Consider the following 19,796-nt stretch of genomic DNA (forward strand, 5'->3'; position numbering starts at 1 on the left):
TCTAATTCATTAAAATTGTTGTAATAAGGGTTAAATTGTGAAATATTGAATTTAAATCATATTATTGTGTATTTGGGGATTTTATCAAACATCTTCATTTAATGCTATTTAATAAAAAATATATTCCCAAAGCATGAAATAAAGTTCCTAACATAACAAAAATATGCCAAATGAAATGAAAATATTTTTTATTATCTTTGACATAAAAAAAGACGCCTAAGCTATAAAAAGCTCCTCCTAAAAGAATAAAAAGCAAAATTTGTTTATTATGTGGTTTCATTAATTCTGGTAAAAAAAGTAGTCCGCTCCACCCTAATAAAACATAAAATACAACGTGAAGATGCTTTCCTTTGTTAAACCAAAATATTTTTCCAAGAATGCCGCAAAATACTAAAATGCATTGGGAAATAAAAAAAAATTGTCCTTTTGTAATAGATAAATCAAAAAACGGTTGTTGCAATTCTTTTAAAAGCAATAAAATAGGAGCAAAAGTTCCCCAAATCAATAAATAAATACTGATATGATCGGTTTTTTGAAAAAATTTTTGTGCTTTGGTAAAGGCTAAAGCGTGAAATAAAGTGCTCATTAAATAAAGAATAATCATTGATATACTAAAAATTAACACAATAAAATTAGTCGTGAGCGCCCCTTGTTTAGTAGAGGCTTTAATGCTAAAAAAAACAAGGATAAAAATCCCTAAAGGGATCATTAAACCGTGAGAAATAGTATTAGCAATTTCCTCACCTAATGTTTGTTGATCGCTTGATTTGGTAGGCCATTTCAAAATAATTTATCAACCTCCTTACCTAATAATTTTTAATTATATTGACTGAATTAATAATGAATCAATAATTGTTTGAATTTGAATATATCATTTCAAAAAAAATAAAATGTAAAAAACAAAACTCTCCTATATTTTAGCATATAATAAAACTTTAAGATAACATTTTTTAATATAAAAAAATAAAAAATATATTGATTTTCAAAGTTAATACAACAAAATCAAAGGAAATGAAATGAAAAATATCACAAATATGATGATTAATAACAAAAGAGCCTCTCTGAGACTCTTGTTAGAATAAAACAAAAATTGAAAAAAGAAAAATATCAAATAATCAAATAAAAGGTTTCTTTTTTGTTTTTTATTTTGTACAAGATAATAAAAAGAATCAATCTAATTTAATCTTTTTTATAGTATGATTATGCCGCAAGATGATACTTATTATAAAAGGAAATCCCAAAATAAGCAATTGTTAAAAGAGTCAGCATACAACTTAAAAAAAAATGTTCTCCTTTAATTTTACGACTTTGGTTTGTTCCAAAAGAACTGCTTGAAAAAGAAACCGAATCATTACTATCGGATAAAAACAAAATACTTAAAATAATTAAAATAGAAATAATTATCATTGCTGATGTTTGTAGTGTATTCATAAATTATATTCTCCTTTTTTTAATATGTTTTAAAACGATATTTTTTGTAAATATTTGTTAGAATTTTCAAATTTTTTAATATTCCATGGTTTTAAAAATTGAACAATTATTATTTTTTCTTGTAATGAAGTAACAACACCTAAACCAAAAAGATAATGTTTTACTTGGTCGCCTTTTTGAAATGGATATCGAACGTTAGAATTATTTTTGGTAAAACAAAAACCCATTTCTTTCAAAAAGATAGATGGTAAATGATCTAAATTTTTACCATATAAGTTTCTTTGATAAGCTCCTGTTAAAAATAATTTCTCTCGCGCTCTTGTAATAGCCACATAAACTAATCGCCTTGATTCTTCTAATTCTTCTAACTTATGAAAATCAAAAATATTATTTTCTAAACCCGCAAGAAAAACAACTTTAAATTCTAATCCTTTAACTTTGTGAATAGTAGCTAATTTCACATAATTATTGATTTGCTTATTTTGAGTAATTTCTTCATTTGTTTCGTTATATAAAGAGATTTGTTCTAAAAAATTAGTTAATTTTTCAAAATGATTACCTTTTGCATTTTGCTCAAATTGTTCTAAAACATTTTTTAATTCTTCAATATAAAAAACAGATGAATTATCTGCTTTTAGTTTTCCATCAATATCTTGATCTTTTGCTTGAGTTTGGTTTAAATTAGAAGAGTAACAAATTATTTGATCAACATAAGTAATTATATCACTAAGACTATGAAATTGATTTTTAATTAATTTAATGTTGCTTTCTTTAATCAATTCTTGGAACTGCTTTAATTGTTTTTTAGCCCCTTGAGTAATCTTAATTTGTTCTAAATGCTGTAAAGTTTCAAAAAAAGATAAATTTTGAGTTTTAGCAAATGTTTCTAAATGCTGTAAAGCTACTTTTCCAATTTGTCTTTTAGGGACATTAATAATCCTTTTGAAATAAAAATCTTGAAAGGGATTGATAATCATTTGCAAATAAGCTAAAAAATCTTTGATGATTTTACTTTGATAAAAAGATAAATTGCCAAAAACAATATAAGGGATATTAGCAGCCAGAAAGGCTTTTTCTAAAGTTTTACCGATGGCATTATTGCGGTATAAAATAGCAAAATCTTGATAACAATATTTTTTGTTTTTCACTAAAGCTTGAATTTTGTCAACTATATATTGCATTTCTAGATAATAATTTTCAAAAAATTGAGCAACAACTTGTATCTCTTCTTTTTGTTCGTGTTGTGTGCTGGTTAAAATTTTTTTAAAAGGATGTTCTTGATTAAAACTAATTAAAAGATTTGCTTTGGTTAAAATATTGGGTAAAGAACGATAATTTTGTTCTAAAAAAGATATTTGTGGGTCAAAATGTTTTAAAAATAACTGACTATTTTCGAAACAAGCTCCTCTAAAAGAATAAATATTTTGATCAGGATCACCAACTACAAAAATACAACGATGCTTTTCTGCCAAAAAAGTTAAAATTTGATATTGAAAAAAATCAGTATCTTGAAATTCATCTACCAAAAGGTATTGAAATTGTAATTGATAAAATTGCTTTACTTGTGGATAATCTTTCAATAAATTATAAGTATGTAAAATTAAATCGTCAAAATCAATTAAATTATGACTTTGTAAATGTTTTTGATATTTATCTTTAATTTTTTCGTCTAAATTAGGCTTAAAAGTAAGATCAAGGGGATTAGCAGATTCGGTTTGAAAAGGTTTTTTAAAAAAAGATTCTGCATCTTTTGGTTGAACTTTTCTTTTAATAAGTGAAATACGTCGTCTTAATTGAGAAATATCATAAAGTTTAAGATCTAACTTAAGCTCTTTTAAAATAATTTTAAGAATTTTATTGCTATCGTGGTGATCTATAATAATGAAATTTTTTTGATATCCAAAAGGTAAAAGATGAATAAATTTCCTTAAAACTTGATGTCCTAAAGCATGAAAGGTACAAATATTAATTTCTTGATTAGGGCAATTAATTATTTGTAATATTTTGTTTTGCATTTGATTAGCCGCTTTGTTAGTAAAAGTAAGAGCTAAAATATTTTTTCCAGGAACATTTTCTTTCTTAATTAAATAAGCTATTTTCATGATTAAAGTAGTAGTTTTTCCGGTTCCTGCTCCAGCTACTAAATAAAAACTTGGCTCTTTTGAAGTTACTGCTTGCATTTGCTTTTGATTTAATTTTTTTAACCAATTATCTATTTGAGAAAACATATTTATCCCTTTGATTTTTTGTTAACATAAAAAAATATAAAAACTAATTGCTAACTATTATTTTTTTAAACTAACTATTTCATTAAAAATAAGTTTTTGTTCTTTTGCTTGCGTCAACATAAAAAAACCTTGTCTTAAAAATTGTAATTTAATATCTAAAACCATTTTTTGTAAGCTTTTTTCGACAAAACCTTGCTTGATTTGCCAAGAGTTATCATTAAAATCACCATTTTCTGTTAAAAGAGGAGTAAAAAAATTAAAAGTACTTGGAAAAGCAGTAGTTGCTTCTACAAAATGAATAGTACCATTAGGTTTTCTTTCTTTAAAGCCGCTACCACTTTGAGTTTTGAAATCATATGTTGCCAAAACTTCAATCACTTCTCCTTGATCATTTTTAATAACATCACAAGCTTTAATAAAATAAGCATGAAAAAGACGAACTTCTTCTCCTAAAGTTAATTTTTTATATTTTAAATCAGGTTTAACAACCGCAAAATCATCTTTTTCAATATATAAATGACGAGAAAAATAAATAATTCTTGTTTGAAGATGATTGGAATTTTTAGGATAAAAAGGGGCTTTTAATTTTTCTATTTTATTTTCAGGATAATTGATAATTGTTACTTTTAAAGGGTTAATAACTGCCATTCTTGGTAAAGCTTGAGAATATAAATCATTGCGAATAAAAGATTCTAACATTTCCTTTTTCATTTGTGAATTAACTTTGGATAATCCTGTTTCTAAAACAAAATTTTTAATTGCTTGAGGAGGATAACCTCTTTTGCTAATCCCCGATAAAGTAGGCATTCTAGGATCATCCCAACCAGTAACTATTTCCTTGTCCACCAATTCTTTTAAGTATCTTTTACTCATTAAAGTTTGGGTTAAATTAAGACGTCCGAATTCAATTTGACGTGGAACATGCTTTACTTGCGTTTCTTTGATAACCCAATCATATAAAGGACGATGATCTTCAAATTCTAAAGAACACAAAGAATGAGAAATATTTTCAAAAGAATCTTCTAAAGGGTGAGCATAATCGTAAGTAGGGAAAATATGCCAACGTTCTTGTTTCAAAGTAACAGCTGAAAGAATGCGGTAAAGGACTGGATCTCTTAAATTAAGATTTGGGCTTCCCATATCAATTTTAGCTCGCAAAACTTTACTACCATCGTAAAATTGCCCTGCTACCATTTTTTCAAAAAGAGTTATATTTTCTTCAATGCTACGATTACGATAAGGGGAATCGGTTCCTTTTTCCAACAAAGTACCTCTTGATTTGGTAATTTGTTCAGCAGTAAGGTCATCAACATAAGCCTTACCTTGTTTAATCAAAAAAAGAGCTTTTTGATACATTAACGCAAAATAATCAGAAGCAAAGGAAATACGATCAGGTTGATACCCTAACCATTGAATATCTTTTAAAATAGCATCTACATAAATTTGTTTTTCTTTAGAGGGGTTAGTATCATCATAACGTAAAAGGGTTTTGCCTTGAAAATATTTGGCTAATTCGAAATTAATAATAATGGCGCGCGCATGTCCTAAATGTAAAAATCCATTTGGTTCAGGAGGAAAACGGGTAATAATTTTAGTATATTTCCTTTGTTCCAAATCTTTTTGAATAATGGTCTTGATAAAATTAGAAGTTTGTTTCATTTTTGCTGTCTTTAACATTGCTTTTGTATCCTTATCTTATTTTTTAATTTGATATTATTTGATATTGTTTCTTATCAACATATATGAACATAATATATGTACATATATTTAGCTATTTTAATGTTTTTATTATTATTGCTTATTATTTTATTTCATTTTATTTCATTTACAAATAAACTTTTTGGCTGTAAATCAACTTGGCTTTTTTGATAAATGAACTTCATACACTTCACTTTGGAAGTAAAAAGCACAACAATTACAACAAATTACACCAAAACATGAAATAAATTTTAATTATTTGATTATTTAACCATTGAATTGTTTCTTAATTATTAACTTTTATTAATTTTGTACAGTTCATTTTTGTATACATGAACCATCAACTTTTATGTGCTTTTCAAATATGCGATAAAGAGTTTTTATTTTACTTTTTTTACTAATTGCATAATTTTAAACAATTGCGCTCATATAACAGCAAAATCAAAAATTTAAAATCACTCTAATAAAGATTTTATCAAAAGAACCAAACGAAAGTAAAAAATTATCTAATTATTGAAAAAAATAAACGAAAAAACCTCACTCAGTTAGGCCAAAAAGTTAGACTTTTAGACAAGTTAATTAGACAAGTTAAAGAAAAAGCAAAGAAAATGAAAAAAGCCAAACCGTTTTTAGCAGTTTGGCTTATTTTTTTAAAGTTTAAAATTAATTGTATGTTTTTTATCGTTCTCTTTAACTTTCATATTAAAAAACAAAAAACAATCTTAAAAACATTAAAAAAATGCTATAATACTTTTATAATCTTTTAAAAGGTTAAACAAAAAAACAAAATAAGGAGAACTATCAAATTGTTTTTGGAAGCTATCAAAATTAAAATAGAAAATGTTATTGAAACAACTTTAAACCAAAAAGTTAATTTAAAAGAGCAAATCGAGAATTTGGACTTTGATTTCTCCCTTCCTTTATTTATGTATGCCAAAAAACAACAAACTAATCTTTTTCTTATTTTTCAAAATATTAAAAAAACATTAACTACTATTTTAGAAATAGAAAAAATAATGTTTTTAAATGGGTTTTTAAATATTAAACTTCAAAGAATGCTTTTATCACAAAAGATTTTATTACATATTAACCAATTAAAACATAATTATGGTAATCAAAAAACTAATCATCAAACAGTAGTTATTGATTATTCTTCTCCCAATATTGCTAAAAATTTTTCTGTTGGTCACCTTCGTTCTACTGTTATCGGTAATGCTTTAAAAAATCTTTATCAAAAATTAGGTTTTAAAGTAATAGGGGTTAATCATTTAGGAGATTGGGGAACTCAATTTGGAAAAATGATTGTAGCATATCAGCTATGGGGAGATAAAAAAAAAATCACCAAAGACCCCATTAATGAATTGCAAAAACTTTATGTTTTATTTCACGAAAAAGCCCAAGAAGATAAAACTTTAAATGATCAAGCCAATGATGCTTTTTTACAATTGGAAAAACAAAATCCCAAGTATTTAGCATTATGGAGTTGGTTTCGCAAAGTTTCTTTGCAAGAATTTTATAAAATATATAATATTTTAGGTATTTCTTTTGATTTTTGCTTAGGAGAATCATTTTATAATGATAAAATTGATGATCTTTTCAAAGAGTTGCAACAAAAAAAACTTTTAAAACAAGAAGATCAAGTACTTTTAATAGAATTAGACCGATTACCTCCTGGATTAGTTAAAAAAACTAATGGTAGTACTTTATATTTAACCCGCGACTTAACTGCTTTTAAATATCGTTATGATGTTTATAATTGTCAAAGTATTTTATATGTTGTAGGAAATGAACAAAAACTTTATTTTAAACAATTGGATCAAGTTATTAAAAAAATGGGATATCGAGATATTGCAATTGAAAATATTAATTTTGGTTTAGTTTTGATGAATGGTAAAAAAATTTCAACTAGACATCATCAATTTACTCCTTTAATTAAGGTCATTCAAGAAGCAACTATTTTAGCTAAAAAAATTATTCAAGAAAAAAATCCTAATTTAGTTAATATTGATGAAATTGCTCAAAAAATAGCTGTTGGAGCCATTATTTTTAATGATCTTAAAAATGATCGTCATTTAGATATTGATTTTAATCTTCAAAATATTTTACAATTTAAGGGACAAACAGGGCCTTATTTACAATATACAGCTACTCGTTTAAATTCACTTTTGCAAAAAGAAACCATTGATCTTAATCTAATTAATCCAAGTATCTATCAACAAGATCATTATTTTATATTAATTAAGTTATTAGATCATTTCCCTATTATTTTGAAAAAAAGTCAACAAGAAAAAATGCCTAGTATTTTAGCAAGGTATATTATTAAATTAACTCAAAATGTTAATTTTTTATATTCGCAAGAAAAAATTTTAACTACTAACGAAAATATTAAAAATACTAACCTTTTATTAATTAGGGATGTTTTAGTTGTTATTCAAGAAAGTTTAAATATTTTAGGAGTTCCTTTTTTAGAAAACATGTAGTTATTATATTAGATAATATCGCTTTGTTTCTAAAAAAGCAAAAAATATTTTTTTATTTAAATAAAAAAATATTCTATAAATTAAAATTCTTGATATAATATATGAGTATGATTTTTTATTATTTTTGAAGCTGATGTGGCGGAATGGTAGACGCACTTGACTCAAAATCAAGCGAGTAACCCTCATGTCGGTTCAAGTCCGACCATCAGTACCATAATTTTAATTATTATCTCTATATATCCCTATAAAATAACAAATAAAAAACCACGTGAGGTTTCCATGTGGTTTTTTATTTGTTTTATTTCTTTTAAAACAAATATTCTTTTAACTTTATCTTTAACATTTTTTTATCCAATTAATTAGGTGGTATTTGATATGTTTATCAACGCATTCGAACAATTTATAAAAGAAAAAGGATTTGATAAAAATTATTTTCAAAAACCTCAATTAAAAAAAGTTTTCATCTTGGCTAATGAAAATACATGGAGATTACACATTACTTTTCAACATTTACTTTTAATTTCTGATTTATCAACTTTTTTAGAAAAATTAACTCAATTTTTACAAACAAAATATCAAAAAAAAGCACAAGAAATAGTTGGTGTTAAAAGCATTGATATTAAAAATATTAATATTGAATATTATCTAAATTTTGAAAAATTAGATTATTTAACATCTTTAGGACCTAGTTATTATCGTTATATGATATCACAAGCTAAATTAAAAGAAAAATATTTAGATTTAGATTTTTTTGATTATGACAATTATCAAATTAGTTTTTGTGATGAACAGTTTATCATTACTGTTGATTCTGAGTCTTTTTGGGTTGCCAAAGAAAAAATACCTTTTTTAAAAGATTTTTTGGCGCGTTTTTACGGATTAAAAAATAAGGTGGTAATAAAAAAAAATGATCAAATTACACCAATTTCTAAAAATCAATTATCATATCATATCAATAAACTAAAAGATAATCAGCAAGAAACTTTTGCATCACCAAAAGAAGCAAAAAATGAATTTAACATGGAATCACCAAATAAATATCAAAAATCTTTTAATAATGCTAAAAATTATCAAATCAAAGACCTTCCTAAAAATGAACAAGAATTGAAAGAATTTAAAGAACAAAATCCTAATACTAATATTATTTTGCAAGGATATTTATCACAAGATATTAAAGAAATTAATTTTCGTAAATATTCTAAATACAAAGAAAATCAATATTTTTTTTTCAGTTGTGTTTTAGAAGAAAATCACGGCTTTTCAATAGAAGATAGAGATGCTATTTTAGTTAAAAAAATAGTTACGAAACCAGAAAAAGAGCATTTGCTTCATCAAAATTTACAAACTGGACAATTATTTAAAATAAAAGCTAAAATGAAACATAGTGTTTGGGATGATGTTCATTTAATGATTCAAGAATATGAAATTTTATCTTCCAATAAAACTTTATTCCCTATTAGACAAGATCATGGCATCCAAGGCGAAAAAAGAATTGAATTTCACGTTCACACTAAGATGTCTAATCTAGATGCTATTAATAGCGCTAAAGAATATTTACAAATAGCTGAATCATGGGGCCATAAGGCTATTGCTTTTACAGATCATAGTGGTATTTATGCTTATCCTGAGATTTATAAATTTTCAAAAAATAAAAAAATAAAACCTGTTTATGGTTTAGAAATTGATTTTATCGAAGAAAAACCCCTTTATATCACTAATCAAGTAGAAGATAATTTAACTTATGATTTTAATTTACAAGAAGCTACTTATGTGGTGTTTGACTTGGAAACAACTGGTTTTTCTAGTATTCGTGATAAAATAATTGAGATCGCTGGAGTCAAAATACATCGAGGACAAAAAATAGCAGAATTCGAAGCTTTTATTGATCCACAAGAAAAATTAACTCCTACTATTATCAATATCACCAATATTACAGACGAAATGTTAGCAGGGCAACAAACTATTGATCAAGTGCTCCCTAATTTTTTAAAATTCATTGAAAATTGTGTTTTAGTTGCTCATAATAGTAAGTTTGATATGACTTTTTTAAAAGAAAAAATGAAAGAATTGAATTTAGCATTTAAACCTCAGCCAGTAATTGATACTATGGGGTTATCACAAAGCTATTTTAGTAAATTTTTAAAATATTTTACTTTAAAAAGATTAGCTCAAGTTTTCAAAGTTAAAATGGAAAGTCATCACCGAGCTTTGTCTGATGCTAAAGCTACGGCTGAAGTTTTTATTAAAATGATTGACCAATTGAGCGATCCTAAAAAAGACCCTCAAAATTTAGTAATTACTAATTTTTTTGATTTACAAGATCCTGTTGATCCTAAATATGAAAGACCTTATCATATTAATATTTTAGTAGCTAATCAAAAAGGTTATCGCCATTTATTTGAATTGTTAAGCAATGCTTTAACTGATAATTTTCATAAAATCCCTCGCGTTTCAAAGTCTGTTTTAGCAAAATATCGTGAAGGGCTTTTAGTAGGTAGTGGTTGTTATAATAGTAATATTTTCGAAATTGCTTTAAATTCTAATATTGATAATTTAAAACAAGCTATTTCTTTTTATGATTATATCGAAGTGCAACCTCCGCAAGCCTATAAACATTTAATTCATGAATTAGGCCTTAAAGGTCAACAAATTATCGAAACAACTTTAATTAAAATTATTGAAGAAACTAAAAAACAAGGAAAATTAATTATTGCCACAGGAGATGTTCATTATCTTCATCCTTGGGAAAAAGATTATCGCGAAATTTATATTAGTGCTAAATTAGTAGGTGGCGGTTTACACAAATTATCTAAATATAGTAATCATTATTTGCCCGACAATCACCTTTTAACTACTGCTGAAATGTTTGATGCTTTTAAGTTTTTGCAAAATAATGATTTAGCTTATGAAATTACTATTGGCAATACTCATTTGCTTAACGATAAAATTGAAAGAGTTGAAGCCTTTAATGACAAGCTTCTTTCTTTGCAAGATAACACTTTTGAGCACACTTTAAAAATACCAAGCATTAAAAAAGAAATTAAAAAGTTAGTAATGGCAAAAGTTAAACAATTATACGGTCGCAAACCTCATCCTTTGATTAAAAAAAGATTACAACAAGAATTAAAAAGTATTTTAGGAGATGATAATAATCCTACAAGTAATCAAAAAATTGCTCCAATTTACTATTTGTCTCATTTATTAGTGAAGAAATCTTTAGAAGATGGTTATTTAGTAGGATCTCGAGGTTCTATTGGCTCTTCTTTAGTAGCAACTATGTTAGAAATAACCGAAATTAACCCCTTAAAGCCTCATTATCGTTGTCCTCGATGTTGTTATACCATTATGAAAATGAAACCAGAAGAAAAAACCAAATATGGAAACCCTAAAGATCAAAGTTATTATGAATCTTTAGACAAAGTTTTTTCAGGATATGATTTAGAAAACAGAGAATGCCCTGAATGCCAAACCGTGTTTCAAAAAGATGGCCATGATATCCCTTTTGAAACCTTTTTAGGTTTTGAAGGAAATAAAACTCCTGATATTGATCTAAATTTTGCAGGAGATTATCAAAGCCAAGCTCATAATTATATTAAATATTTAATTGGCGAAAATTATGCTTTCCGAGCTGGAACAATCCAAACTATTGCTAATCGAAATGCTTATGGTTATGTAATGGGATTTTTAGAAAATAAATCTTTTAAATGGCGTAAACATAAAATATCTCAAATTGCTAATAAAATTGAAGGTGTAAAACGCTCAACAGGACAACATCCAGGGGGGATAGTGATTGTGCCACCTGGACATAGCATTTATGAAATTACACCAATCCAGTATCCAGCTAATGATACTTCTTCCCAATGGAAAACTACTCATTTTGATTATCATTCTTTTGAACAAAATCTTTTTAAATTAGATATTTTAGGACACGATGATCCTATGATGATTAAATTTTTAATGGATTATGTCAAACAAGATCCCAACGATTTCCCCTTTCGAAAAGCCCAAGATATTCCTTTAGATGATCCTCAAGTATATGAATTATTTTCTAATGATTTTAAAGACAACAACATTATTGTTGATTCTTTAGGGATTCCTGAATTTGGAACTTTTTTTGTTAAGCAGATGTTAAAAGATATCAAAAGCATCAAAAACAATGACGAGACACCTATTAAAATTAATTTTGCTGCTTTAGTTAAAATTTCAGGACTTTCTCATGGAACTGATGTTTGGCATCAAAATGCAAAAGATGCTATCAATAAAACAGGTGATTTTAAGAAATACCAAGATGAAAATATTTCCTTTAATGATATTATTGGTTGTCGTGATGATATTATGTTGCAATTACAAGAAAAAGGGATCAAACCTTTAAAAGCTTTTAATATTATGGAATTTATCCGCAAAGGACAACCACAAAATGATTTTAAAACATGGCAAATTTATCAAAAAGAAATGCAAGGTATCATTGAAGATTGGTATATGGAATCAGCTTTTAGAATTAAATATTTATTCCCTAAAGCTCACGCCACCGCTTATGTGATTATGGCCTTAAGAATTGCTTGGTTTAAAGTTCATAAACCTTTGCTTTTTTATAGTGGCTATTTTTCTAAACGCACTGAACACTTTGATCATCAAACCATGGTTAGCAATGATGTTTCCTTAATTGAAGAAGAAATAGAAAAATTAAATAAATTAAAAACTAGCAAAAAAATAAAAGCTAAAGATGAAATTTTAATCAATACATTAAAAATAACTAAAGAAATGTTACAACGCGGTTTTAAATTTTTAAGTGTTGATTTTAATAAATCCGATATTAGTATTTTTAAAATAGAAAATAATAACTATTTAAGAATGCCTTTGCTTGCCCTTGATGGTTTAGGGAAGATCGCAGCTAATAAAATTATCGAAGCGCGAAAAGAAAAGCCTTTTACCAAAGATGATTTCCGCATTCGTTCTAAAATCAATAAAACTATTTTTGAACAAATCACTAAAGAGCATCTTTTAGATTCCTTGTAATATGGTAGTTCAAAAAAGGGCTGCTCTTGTTGATTTATTTAATGAAAAAACGAAAAATTCCAGATGAAAAAACATCATAACATTTTTTCAAAAACCTTAAAAGGAGAATAAAAGTTGACCCTAAAAAAAAGATTAGTTACAGGGATTAAACCAACAGGAGATTTAACTTTAGGTAATTATATTGGCGTGTTACAACCTTTGCTTGATTTGCAAAAAAATTTAAAAAATTTTGATTTTTATCTTTTTATAGCTGATTTACACGCTCTTACTTTTTACCAAGATCCGCAAAAACTTAAAAAAACAATTAAAGAAGTAGCTGCTCTTTATTTAGCAACAGGGTTAAATGTTGATAAAATCAACTTATTTATTCAATCAGAAGTTATTGAGCATTCATATTTAGGTTATCTTTTAGAATGTCAATCTTACTTTAACGAACTTCAAAGAATGATTCAATATAAAGAAAAAAGTCAAATAAATCCAGATGGAATTAGAACATCGTTATTCACTTATCCTACATTAATGGCAGCAGATATTTTAATTTATGATGCCAACTTAGTTGCTATTGGCAAAGATCAAAAACAACATTTAGAATTAACCAAAAAAATAGCTACTAGATTTAATAATTTATATGGCAATACTTTTGCCATTCCAGAAGCTTTTTTTAATCCTTTAGGTGGAAAAATTAAATCTTTACAAAATCCTTTAAAAAAAATGAGTAAAAGCGATACAAACAATAATAAAAATTATATTTTACTTTTAGATAAACCTGAAATAATCAAGAAAAAAATAGATCAATCTGTGACTGATTCTGAAAAGGTTATCAAATATGATCCCCAAAATAAACCAGGTATTTCAAATCTTTTAAACATTTACGCTTCTTTAAAACAAATTAGCATTTTTGAAAGTGAAAAAAAATTCCAATTATTATCTTATAAAAATTTAAAAAATGAAGTTTATGAAGCAATAATGAATATTATCATTCCTTTGCAACAAAAATTTTATCAATTAATAAACAATCCACAATTAGATTTGATTTTAAATCAAGGTGCTCAAAAAGCTCGTTTTATAGCAATTCAAAAAATTAAAGAAGTTCAAAAAAAATTAGGAATTTCAAGGTTATAAATTTAATGAATATATAAAAAAAGACCAATTTAAATTGGTCTTTTTTTATATATATTAATCGTGTTTTTTTTAATTATTTTTTTTAAAGCTTGCCATGGAAGGGCAATACAAACTATTCTTCCTGGAAAATTAGTAAAATGTTTAAACAATAACAAATCTTCTTCTATTTTTGCTTCATTTAAAGATTGATTATTGATCATAGCTAAAAAAGTGTCTATTTTATCTAAACTTTCAGAGATTTCAAGATGCTTAAGATAAATAGACATCAAACTTGCTGAAGCACGACAAATAGCGCAAGATTGGGTTTCATATCTAATATCTTGTATTTTGTGGCCGATGATTTTAATTTGCAAAACAATAGAATCTCCACAAGAAGTGTTTTTATGAGTTAAACTAATAAAATCGTTATCTTCAGATAAACCCCAATTTTGTGGATTTTGATAATGTTTCATAACGATATCGCGATATAATTGATTTATTTCCAACACCTTAATACCTTTTATTTTTGGGAAAATGACGTAAAAAATTCTTGTACTTTTTTCAAATTTTCTATTAATAAATCCACATCTTTTTCATTGTTATGCATCCCTATTGAAATTCTTATTATGCTTATTTGTTTTAATTTTTCGGTGATTAAAAAAGCGCAACATTTTCCTGTTCTAACATAAATATTTCTTTGAGCTAAAAAAGATTCAACATCGTGTGCATGAATGTTATTAAAATTAAAAGCAATAATGTTGACAGCTTGAGGATTATAAATAGTTATTTGATCAAATTTTTTTAATTCTTTCATAATTTTTTGATAAATTTTTTGTTCTTGTTGTTCGATATTATTAAAACCAATTTCTTCAATAAATTCTAAAGCTTTTTTGAATCCGATAATATCAGCAATATTCAATGTTCCGGGTTCAAATTTATAAGGAGAATCGTTAAAACAAAGATGTTTAGTTGAAAATTCTTTAATTGAACTGCCGCCAAAAAAAGTCGGGTTTAATTTTTGTAAAAGATGGTTTTTACCGAATAAAACACCAACTCCAAAAGGACCATATAATTTATGCGAAGAAAAAGCTAAAAAATCAATATCTAAAGCTTTCACATCTATAGGCAAATGTCCTACAGATTGAGCGGCGTCTAAAATAACTAAAGCGTTTTTTTGATGCGCTAGAGCGGTTATTTCTTTAATAGGAGTCTGGTATCCTAATACATTAGAAATATGAGTTAAAGCCACTACTTTTGTCTTAGCGGTTAATACTTTAGCGAAATTTTCAACAGTTATCTTATTATTTTCATTTAAAGGGATAAAAATGATTTTGGCTTTTTTAATTTTTGCTTGTTGCAACCAAGGCAATACAGAAGAATTATGTTCTAATTGTGATGTAATGATTTCATCCCCTTCTTCTAAAATATCACTTAAACTTTGGGCTAAAAGATTTAAAGAATCAGTTGTTCCCTTGGTAAAAATAATTTCTTCTGGTAAAGCATTAATGAAATGAGCTGTTTTATTCCTAGTTTCATTTAATAATAAATCATTTTGAGAAGTTAAAGGGGCTAAAGATTTATTTCCGACGCCATTATTGTTATAAAATGAATTTAATTCATTGATGACTTTTTGAGGTTTTAAGGAAGTGGAAGCTGTATCAAAATAGACAAGTTCGGAATTTGTTTTAAAAATAGGAAAAAAACAACGAAAAGATTTTTTTGGCATTTTTGGAACCTTCTTTTGCAAAAGCATGAGAAATTAAAAAATAATTAAAGCGTTATTTTTTTTACCTTTTTTCAAAAGTACATATTTATTAAATAAAGCGTTATTTTTAGTGATTGTATAATCTACTTGTTTTATTTTTTGGTCAAAAATTTGAATCACCCCTTTATGAATAAATTCACGTGCTTCGCTTTTAGAAGATGTTAATTTGGTGTTTACTAAAGCATCAGCTAAGCAGATGGAATCTACTGTTTGAAGATGGTGGCAAAATAAAGTTTTTTGCAATAAGGTGAAATCTTGTTCTTGCCAAGTGTTTTTTTTGTTTAAAAATAAAATTTTATTTGTTTGTAAGCATTCTGGCAAAACATTAGGAGGATAGATCAAATTAAAAATATGCTGGGCTAAAGCTTTTTGAGCTAATCTTTGTTGAGGTTGATTTAGAGTATGCTGTTCTAAATTTAAAATTTCTTTTTTAGGAATTAAAGTAAGGGTTTTTAAATAATTAATAATTTCTTGGTCACCGATATTTAAAAAATATTGATAAACTTCATAAGGAGGAGTTTTTTTAGGGTTTAACCATAGAACTCCTTGCTCACTTTTTCCAAATTTAGTGCCATTAGCGTTTAATAAAAGAGGAGTGCTAATACCAAAAGCATTATGATTTGTTTCTAATTTACGAATTAGTTCCAAACCGCTTGTGATGTTTCCCCATTGATCGGAGCCGCCTAATTGTAACTGAACATTATGTTTCTTATATAAATGATAAAAATCTAAGGATTGCAAAATCATATAAGTAAATTCGGTAAAAGAAATTCCTGAAGCTAATCTTTTGGCTACCGTTTGTTTAGAAAGCATATAATTAATATTAAAAAATTTACCATATTTTCTTAAAAAAGAAATAATATCTAATGAAGGCAACCACTCATAATTATTAACAAATTCTATGTTTTTATTAAATAAAATGGATTTAAATTGTGATTCGATTCTTTTGGCATTTTTTAAGAAGTGTTTTAAAGATAATAATTTTCTTTCTTCTGTTTCTTTGGGGTCGCCAATTAAACCAGTCCCACCTCCTACTAAAATTACAGGCAAATGTCCTTGTTGTTGCATTAACAAAATCATTGTAATTTGAACTAAATGTCCTACAGTTAAAGAATCAGCAGTTGGATCAAAACCACAATAAAACTTAATTTTACCGTTGTCTAAAAGTTCTTTAACTTGATTTTCGTTGCTACAATCTTTAATTAAATTACGCCATTTTAATTCTTCATAAAAAGACATTTCAAAACTCCTATTTTTTTAGAAAGTATTATTGTTTGTGAAACAGATAATATTAAATTATTTTTTATTTTAAAAAAATTATTTTCGTTCTTTAATGCGTGAAGCTTTAGAAGAAAGAGTGCGTACATAATGTAGTTTAGCACGGCGCACAATTCCACGACGCACAACTTCTATTTTTTCGTTAGAAGGGGAATGTATTGGAAAAGTTAATTCTATCCCTATTCCAACAAACATTTTTCTAACGGTGAAAGTTTCTGAAAGCAATCTTCCTTGGCGTTTAATTACTAAACCTTCAAAAATTTGAACTCTTTTACGGTTACCTTCATCAATTTTAATAGAAACTTTAACAGTGTCACCAGGTTTGAAAATAGGAATTTCTTTAAGTTGATGTTGATTAACTGATTCTATTAAATTTTGTCCTTTTAATTGAGACATATTAATTACTCCTTTATTTTTTATTATTTTTCTAATTCTTGCTTAATTTCTTGCAAAAGTTTTTGTTGGATTGAGGTTAGTTTCTTATTGACTAAAAGATCAGGTCTTTTTTGCCAAGTGATTTTTAAACTTTCTTTTTGGCGCCAATGATTGATCTTTTCGTGATGTCCAGATAACAAAATTGAAGGGACTTCTTGATTTTGATAACTTTGCGGTCTAGTGTATTGAGGAAATTTTAATAATCCTTGTTGATGTGAATCTTGAAGATAAGATTCCTTTTTGATAACTTCAGGAATGATTCTTACAATAGCATCAATTAAAACTGTAGCAGCGATTTCTCCTCCAGTTAAAATATAATCACCTATAGAAACTTCTTGATCTACATATTTTAATATTCTAGCATCAATGCCCTCGTAATTACCACATAAAATAATTAAATGAGATTCTTTTTGGGCATAATCAGTTGCTTGCGATTGATTAAATAATTTCCCTTGAGGAGATAACAAAATAACTTTGCTGTGAGGTTTTTTGATGTCTTTTAAACAATTAAAAAAAGGAGGAAAGGAAAGTAACATTCCAACCCCTCCTCCATAAACAGAGTCGTCTACTTGATTGTGTTTATTAATGCTGTATTTTCTTAAATCATGAATTTTAATTTGAACTTTTTTTTGTTCTAAAGCTCTTTTTATAATTGAATTATTACAAAAACTTTGAAAAAAAAGAGGAAAAATAGTTATAACTTCAATTATCATATTTTTTTCTTTTTAACCTAGAATATTATTTTCTTGAATAATTAAATTTGATATTGTGTTTTTTTAAAAAATTATTGTTTACTGTTTTTTGTGTTATATGCAGTATTATTTGCAGTTTTAACAATAAAATTACTTTTTTTAAAAATCTTTTTTACTGTTTTAGTAGGTTGTGCTCCATCTGATAACCATTTTTGGATTTTATCATGATCTAACTTAACAATATCTAAAATAGTATCATAAGTTCCTAAAATTTCTAAAAATTTACCATCGCGAGCATTTTTAGATTCGCTTGCAACTAATCTATAAAAAGGTCTTTTATGCACTCCAAAACGTTGTAAACGCATTTTGATTGCCATAAATGATTCCTACTTTCTTTTTTTAATTAATTTAATTTGACTAATTTTTTTGAAATTAAAAATTCCATCCTAATTATTATTACATAAAAGGCTTGAATTGTCAAGATTTCAAATGTAATAAATATTTTACTAATTAACGTTGTAGGAGAAAATATTTTTAATATTGATTTGAATGTTTTTTAATCATTTATTGAATTAAAAGGTAAATTAGTTAAAAAACCATTAATGAATTCATCAATATTGCCATCCATTACCTGTTCTAATTGAAATATTTCTTGATTAGTGCGGTGATCTTTCGCCATTTTATAAGGATGAAAAACATAACTTCTAATTTGTGAACCCCAACCAATTTCTTTTTGATCATTTTGAAATTGTTTAGCGTTTTTTTCTTTTTGCTGTTTCGTTGCTAATTGGAATAGTTTTGTTTTTAACAATTGTAAAGCTTTTTCGCGGTTTTTGATTTGACTACGTTCATTTTGACAACCAACTACTATTCCTGTTGGTAAATGAGTTATTCTAACAGCAGAATCAGTAGTATTCACGTGTTGACCTCCTGCACCACTACTGCGAAAAAAATCCATTTTTAAATCTTCTGTTTTTAAATTAATTTTAATTTCATCTTTGATTTCCGGCAAAACATCACAAGAAACAAAAGAAGTGTGTCTTTTGGAATTAGCATCAAAAGGAGAAATTCTGACTAAACGATGAACTCCTTTTTCAGCTTTTAAATAACCATAAGCATAAGGGCCTTTTACTAACAAAGTAGCTGATTTAAGTCCTGCTTCTTCCCCTGATTGACAATCTAAGATTTCGGTTTTAAAATTCTTTTTCTGAGCATATTTTTGATACATTCGAAAAAGCATTTCACACCAATCTTGAGATTCGGTGCCTCCTGCTCCAGGGTGAAAAATTAAAATAGCGTTGTTTTTATCATAAGGTTGGTTTAAAAAGATTTTAATTTTAAAATCAAAAACAGATTTTGTCAATTCTTTTAATTCTTCTTCTAAGAAATCAGCTTCATCTTGCTTGCTATATTCTAAATTAAAAAAAGTTAGCAAATCTTGATAATTGTTTTCTAATGTTTTAAAAATAGTTTTTTTTTCTTGTAATTCGTTAAAATTTTGACTTACAACAATAGCTTTTTGAGGGTCGTCCCAAAAATCTTCTTTTTGCATTTTAATTTTCATTTTTTCAAGTAATTCACTAGTTTTAGCAAAATTAAGGGCTTTTTTTAAATCTTGGAGATTTTGAGAAAGATTTTCTAAATGTTGATTAATTTCATATTTTTCCATAAC

14 protein-coding genes and 1 tRNA gene are annotated in these 19,796 nt (G+C 26.3%); 4 read left to right on the top strand and 11 right to left on the bottom strand.

The window, feature by feature from the left end; translation table 11 throughout:
• Window positions 1-94: 94 nt before the first annotated feature.
• From trhA to glnS, 4 genes are all read right to left on the bottom strand, one after another.
• Entirely contained in the window at window positions 95-784 is a 690-nt protein-coding gene (gene trhA, locus CHTY_RS01600; protein ID WP_203552181.1) for a PAQR family membrane homeostasis protein TrhA, read from the bottom strand.
• Between the two features lie 416 nt (window positions 785-1,200).
• A complete protein-coding gene (locus CHTY_RS01605) occupies window positions 1,201-1,431 on the bottom strand; it encodes a hypothetical protein (RefSeq protein ID WP_203552182.1) in 231 nt (76 codons plus the stop codon).
• Window positions 1,432-1,460: 29 nt separating this feature from the next.
• Complete coding sequence (locus CHTY_RS01610) at window positions 1,461-3,659, bottom strand: ATP-dependent helicase (RefSeq protein ID WP_203552183.1); 2,199 nt, start codon at window positions 3,657-3,659, stop codon at window positions 1,461-1,463.
• A gap of 57 nt (window positions 3,660-3,716) precedes the next feature.
• The gene (gene glnS / locus CHTY_RS01615; RefSeq protein ID WP_203552217.1) at window positions 3,717-5,318 is read right to left on the bottom strand and encodes a glutamine--tRNA ligase; all 1,602 of its coding nucleotides are present in this window, start codon (window positions 5,316-5,318) and stop codon (window positions 3,717-3,719) included.
• An 845-nt stretch (window positions 5,319-6,163) separates the two neighbouring features.
• Here glnS and argS point away from each other — a divergent pair.
• The 4 genes from argS (at window position 6,164) to trpS (ending at window position 13,975) form a co-directional block, all read left to right on the top strand.
• Window positions 6,164-7,837, top strand: coding sequence for an arginine--tRNA ligase (argS, locus tag CHTY_RS01620; protein ID WP_203552184.1), 1,674 nt, complete (start codon window positions 6,164-6,166; stop codon window positions 7,835-7,837).
• A 129-nt stretch (window positions 7,838-7,966) separates the two neighbouring features.
• Window positions 7,967-8,051 (top strand) — tRNA-Leu (locus CHTY_RS01625).
• Window positions 8,052-8,212: 161 nt separating this feature from the next.
• Complete coding sequence (locus CHTY_RS01630; protein ID WP_203552185.1) at window positions 8,213-12,853, top strand: PolC-type DNA polymerase III; 4,641 nt, start codon at window positions 8,213-8,215, stop codon at window positions 12,851-12,853.
• A gap of 114 nt (window positions 12,854-12,967) precedes the next feature.
• Complete coding sequence (gene trpS / locus CHTY_RS01635; protein ID WP_203552186.1) at window positions 12,968-13,975, top strand: tryptophan--tRNA ligase; 1,008 nt, start codon at window positions 12,968-12,970, stop codon at window positions 13,973-13,975.
• Between the two features lie 29 nt (window positions 13,976-14,004).
• Here trpS and sufU read toward each other — a convergent pair whose 3' ends face one another.
• The 7 genes from sufU to prfB form a co-directional block, all read right to left on the bottom strand.
• Complete coding sequence (gene sufU, locus CHTY_RS01640) at window positions 14,005-14,463, bottom strand: Fe-S cluster assembly sulfur transfer protein SufU (RefSeq protein ID WP_203552187.1); 459 nt, start codon at window positions 14,461-14,463, stop codon at window positions 14,005-14,007.
• A gap of 11 nt (window positions 14,464-14,474) precedes the next feature.
• A complete protein-coding gene (locus tag CHTY_RS01645) occupies window positions 14,475-15,680 on the bottom strand; it encodes an aminotransferase class V-fold PLP-dependent enzyme (protein WP_203552188.1) in 1,206 nt (401 codons plus the stop codon).
• A gap of 33 nt (window positions 15,681-15,713) precedes the next feature.
• The gene (gene tyrS / locus CHTY_RS01650) at window positions 15,714-16,958 is read right to left on the bottom strand and encodes a tyrosine--tRNA ligase (protein ID WP_203552189.1); all 1,245 of its coding nucleotides are present in this window, start codon (window positions 16,956-16,958) and stop codon (window positions 15,714-15,716) included.
• Window positions 16,959-17,036: 78 nt separating this feature from the next.
• On the bottom strand, window positions 17,037-17,393 hold the full coding sequence (rplS, locus tag CHTY_RS01655) for a 50S ribosomal protein L19 (RefSeq protein ID WP_203552190.1): 357 nt from the start codon (window positions 17,391-17,393) through the stop codon (window positions 17,037-17,039).
• Window positions 17,394-17,416: 23 nt separating this feature from the next.
• Window positions 17,417-18,145, bottom strand: coding sequence for a tRNA (guanosine(37)-N1)-methyltransferase TrmD (trmD, locus tag CHTY_RS01660; protein WP_203552191.1), 729 nt, complete (start codon window positions 18,143-18,145; stop codon window positions 17,417-17,419).
• A 71-nt stretch (window positions 18,146-18,216) separates the two neighbouring features.
• Entirely contained in the window at window positions 18,217-18,501 is a 285-nt protein-coding gene (gene rpsP, locus CHTY_RS01665) for a 30S ribosomal protein S16 (protein WP_203552192.1), read from the bottom strand.
• A 179-nt stretch (window positions 18,502-18,680) separates the two neighbouring features.
• On the bottom strand, window positions 18,681-19,793 hold the full coding sequence (gene prfB, locus CHTY_RS01670; RefSeq protein WP_203552193.1) for a peptide chain release factor 2: 1,113 nt from the start codon (window positions 19,791-19,793) through the stop codon (window positions 18,681-18,683).
• Window positions 19,794-19,796 lie beyond the last annotated feature (3 nt).

The organism is Candidatus Phytoplasma meliae, from assembly GCF_016876135.2.

What these genes read in the sequence shown, in the direction of transcription:
- rpsP (WP_203552192.1), bottom strand. Translation starts at nt 18,501, where the DNA reads ATGGCAATCAAAATGCGTTTACAACGTTTTGGAGTGCATAAAAGACCT.
- trmD (WP_203552191.1), bottom strand. Translation starts at nt 18,145, where the DNA reads ATGATAATTGAAGTTATAACTATTTTTCCTCTTTTTTTTCAAAGTTTT.
- CHTY_RS01605 (WP_203552182.1), bottom strand. Translation starts at nt 1,431, where the DNA reads ATGAATACACTACAAACATCAGCAATGATAATTATTTCTATTTTAATT.
- CHTY_RS01630 (WP_203552185.1), top strand. Translation starts at nt 8,213, where the DNA reads ATGTTTATCAACGCATTCGAACAATTTATAAAAGAAAAAGGATTTGAT.
- glnS (WP_203552217.1), bottom strand. Translation starts at nt 5,318, where the DNA reads ATGAAACAAACTTCTAATTTTATCAAGACCATTATTCAAAAAGATTTG.
- tyrS (WP_203552189.1), bottom strand. Translation starts at nt 16,958, where the DNA reads ATGTCTTTTTATGAAGAATTAAAATGGCGTAATTTAATTAAAGATTGT.
- rplS (WP_203552190.1), bottom strand. Translation starts at nt 17,393, where the DNA reads ATGTCTCAATTAAAAGGACAAAATTTAATAGAATCAGTTAATCAACAT.
- CHTY_RS01610 (WP_203552183.1), bottom strand. Translation starts at nt 3,659, where the DNA reads ATGTTTTCTCAAATAGATAATTGGTTAAAAAAATTAAATCAAAAGCAA.
- CHTY_RS01645 (WP_203552188.1), bottom strand. Translation starts at nt 15,680, where the DNA reads ATGCCAAAAAAATCTTTTCGTTGTTTTTTTCCTATTTTTAAAACAAAT.
- prfB (WP_203552193.1), bottom strand. Translation starts at nt 19,793, where the DNA reads ATGGAAAAATATGAAATTAATCAACATTTAGAAAATCTTTCTCAAAAT.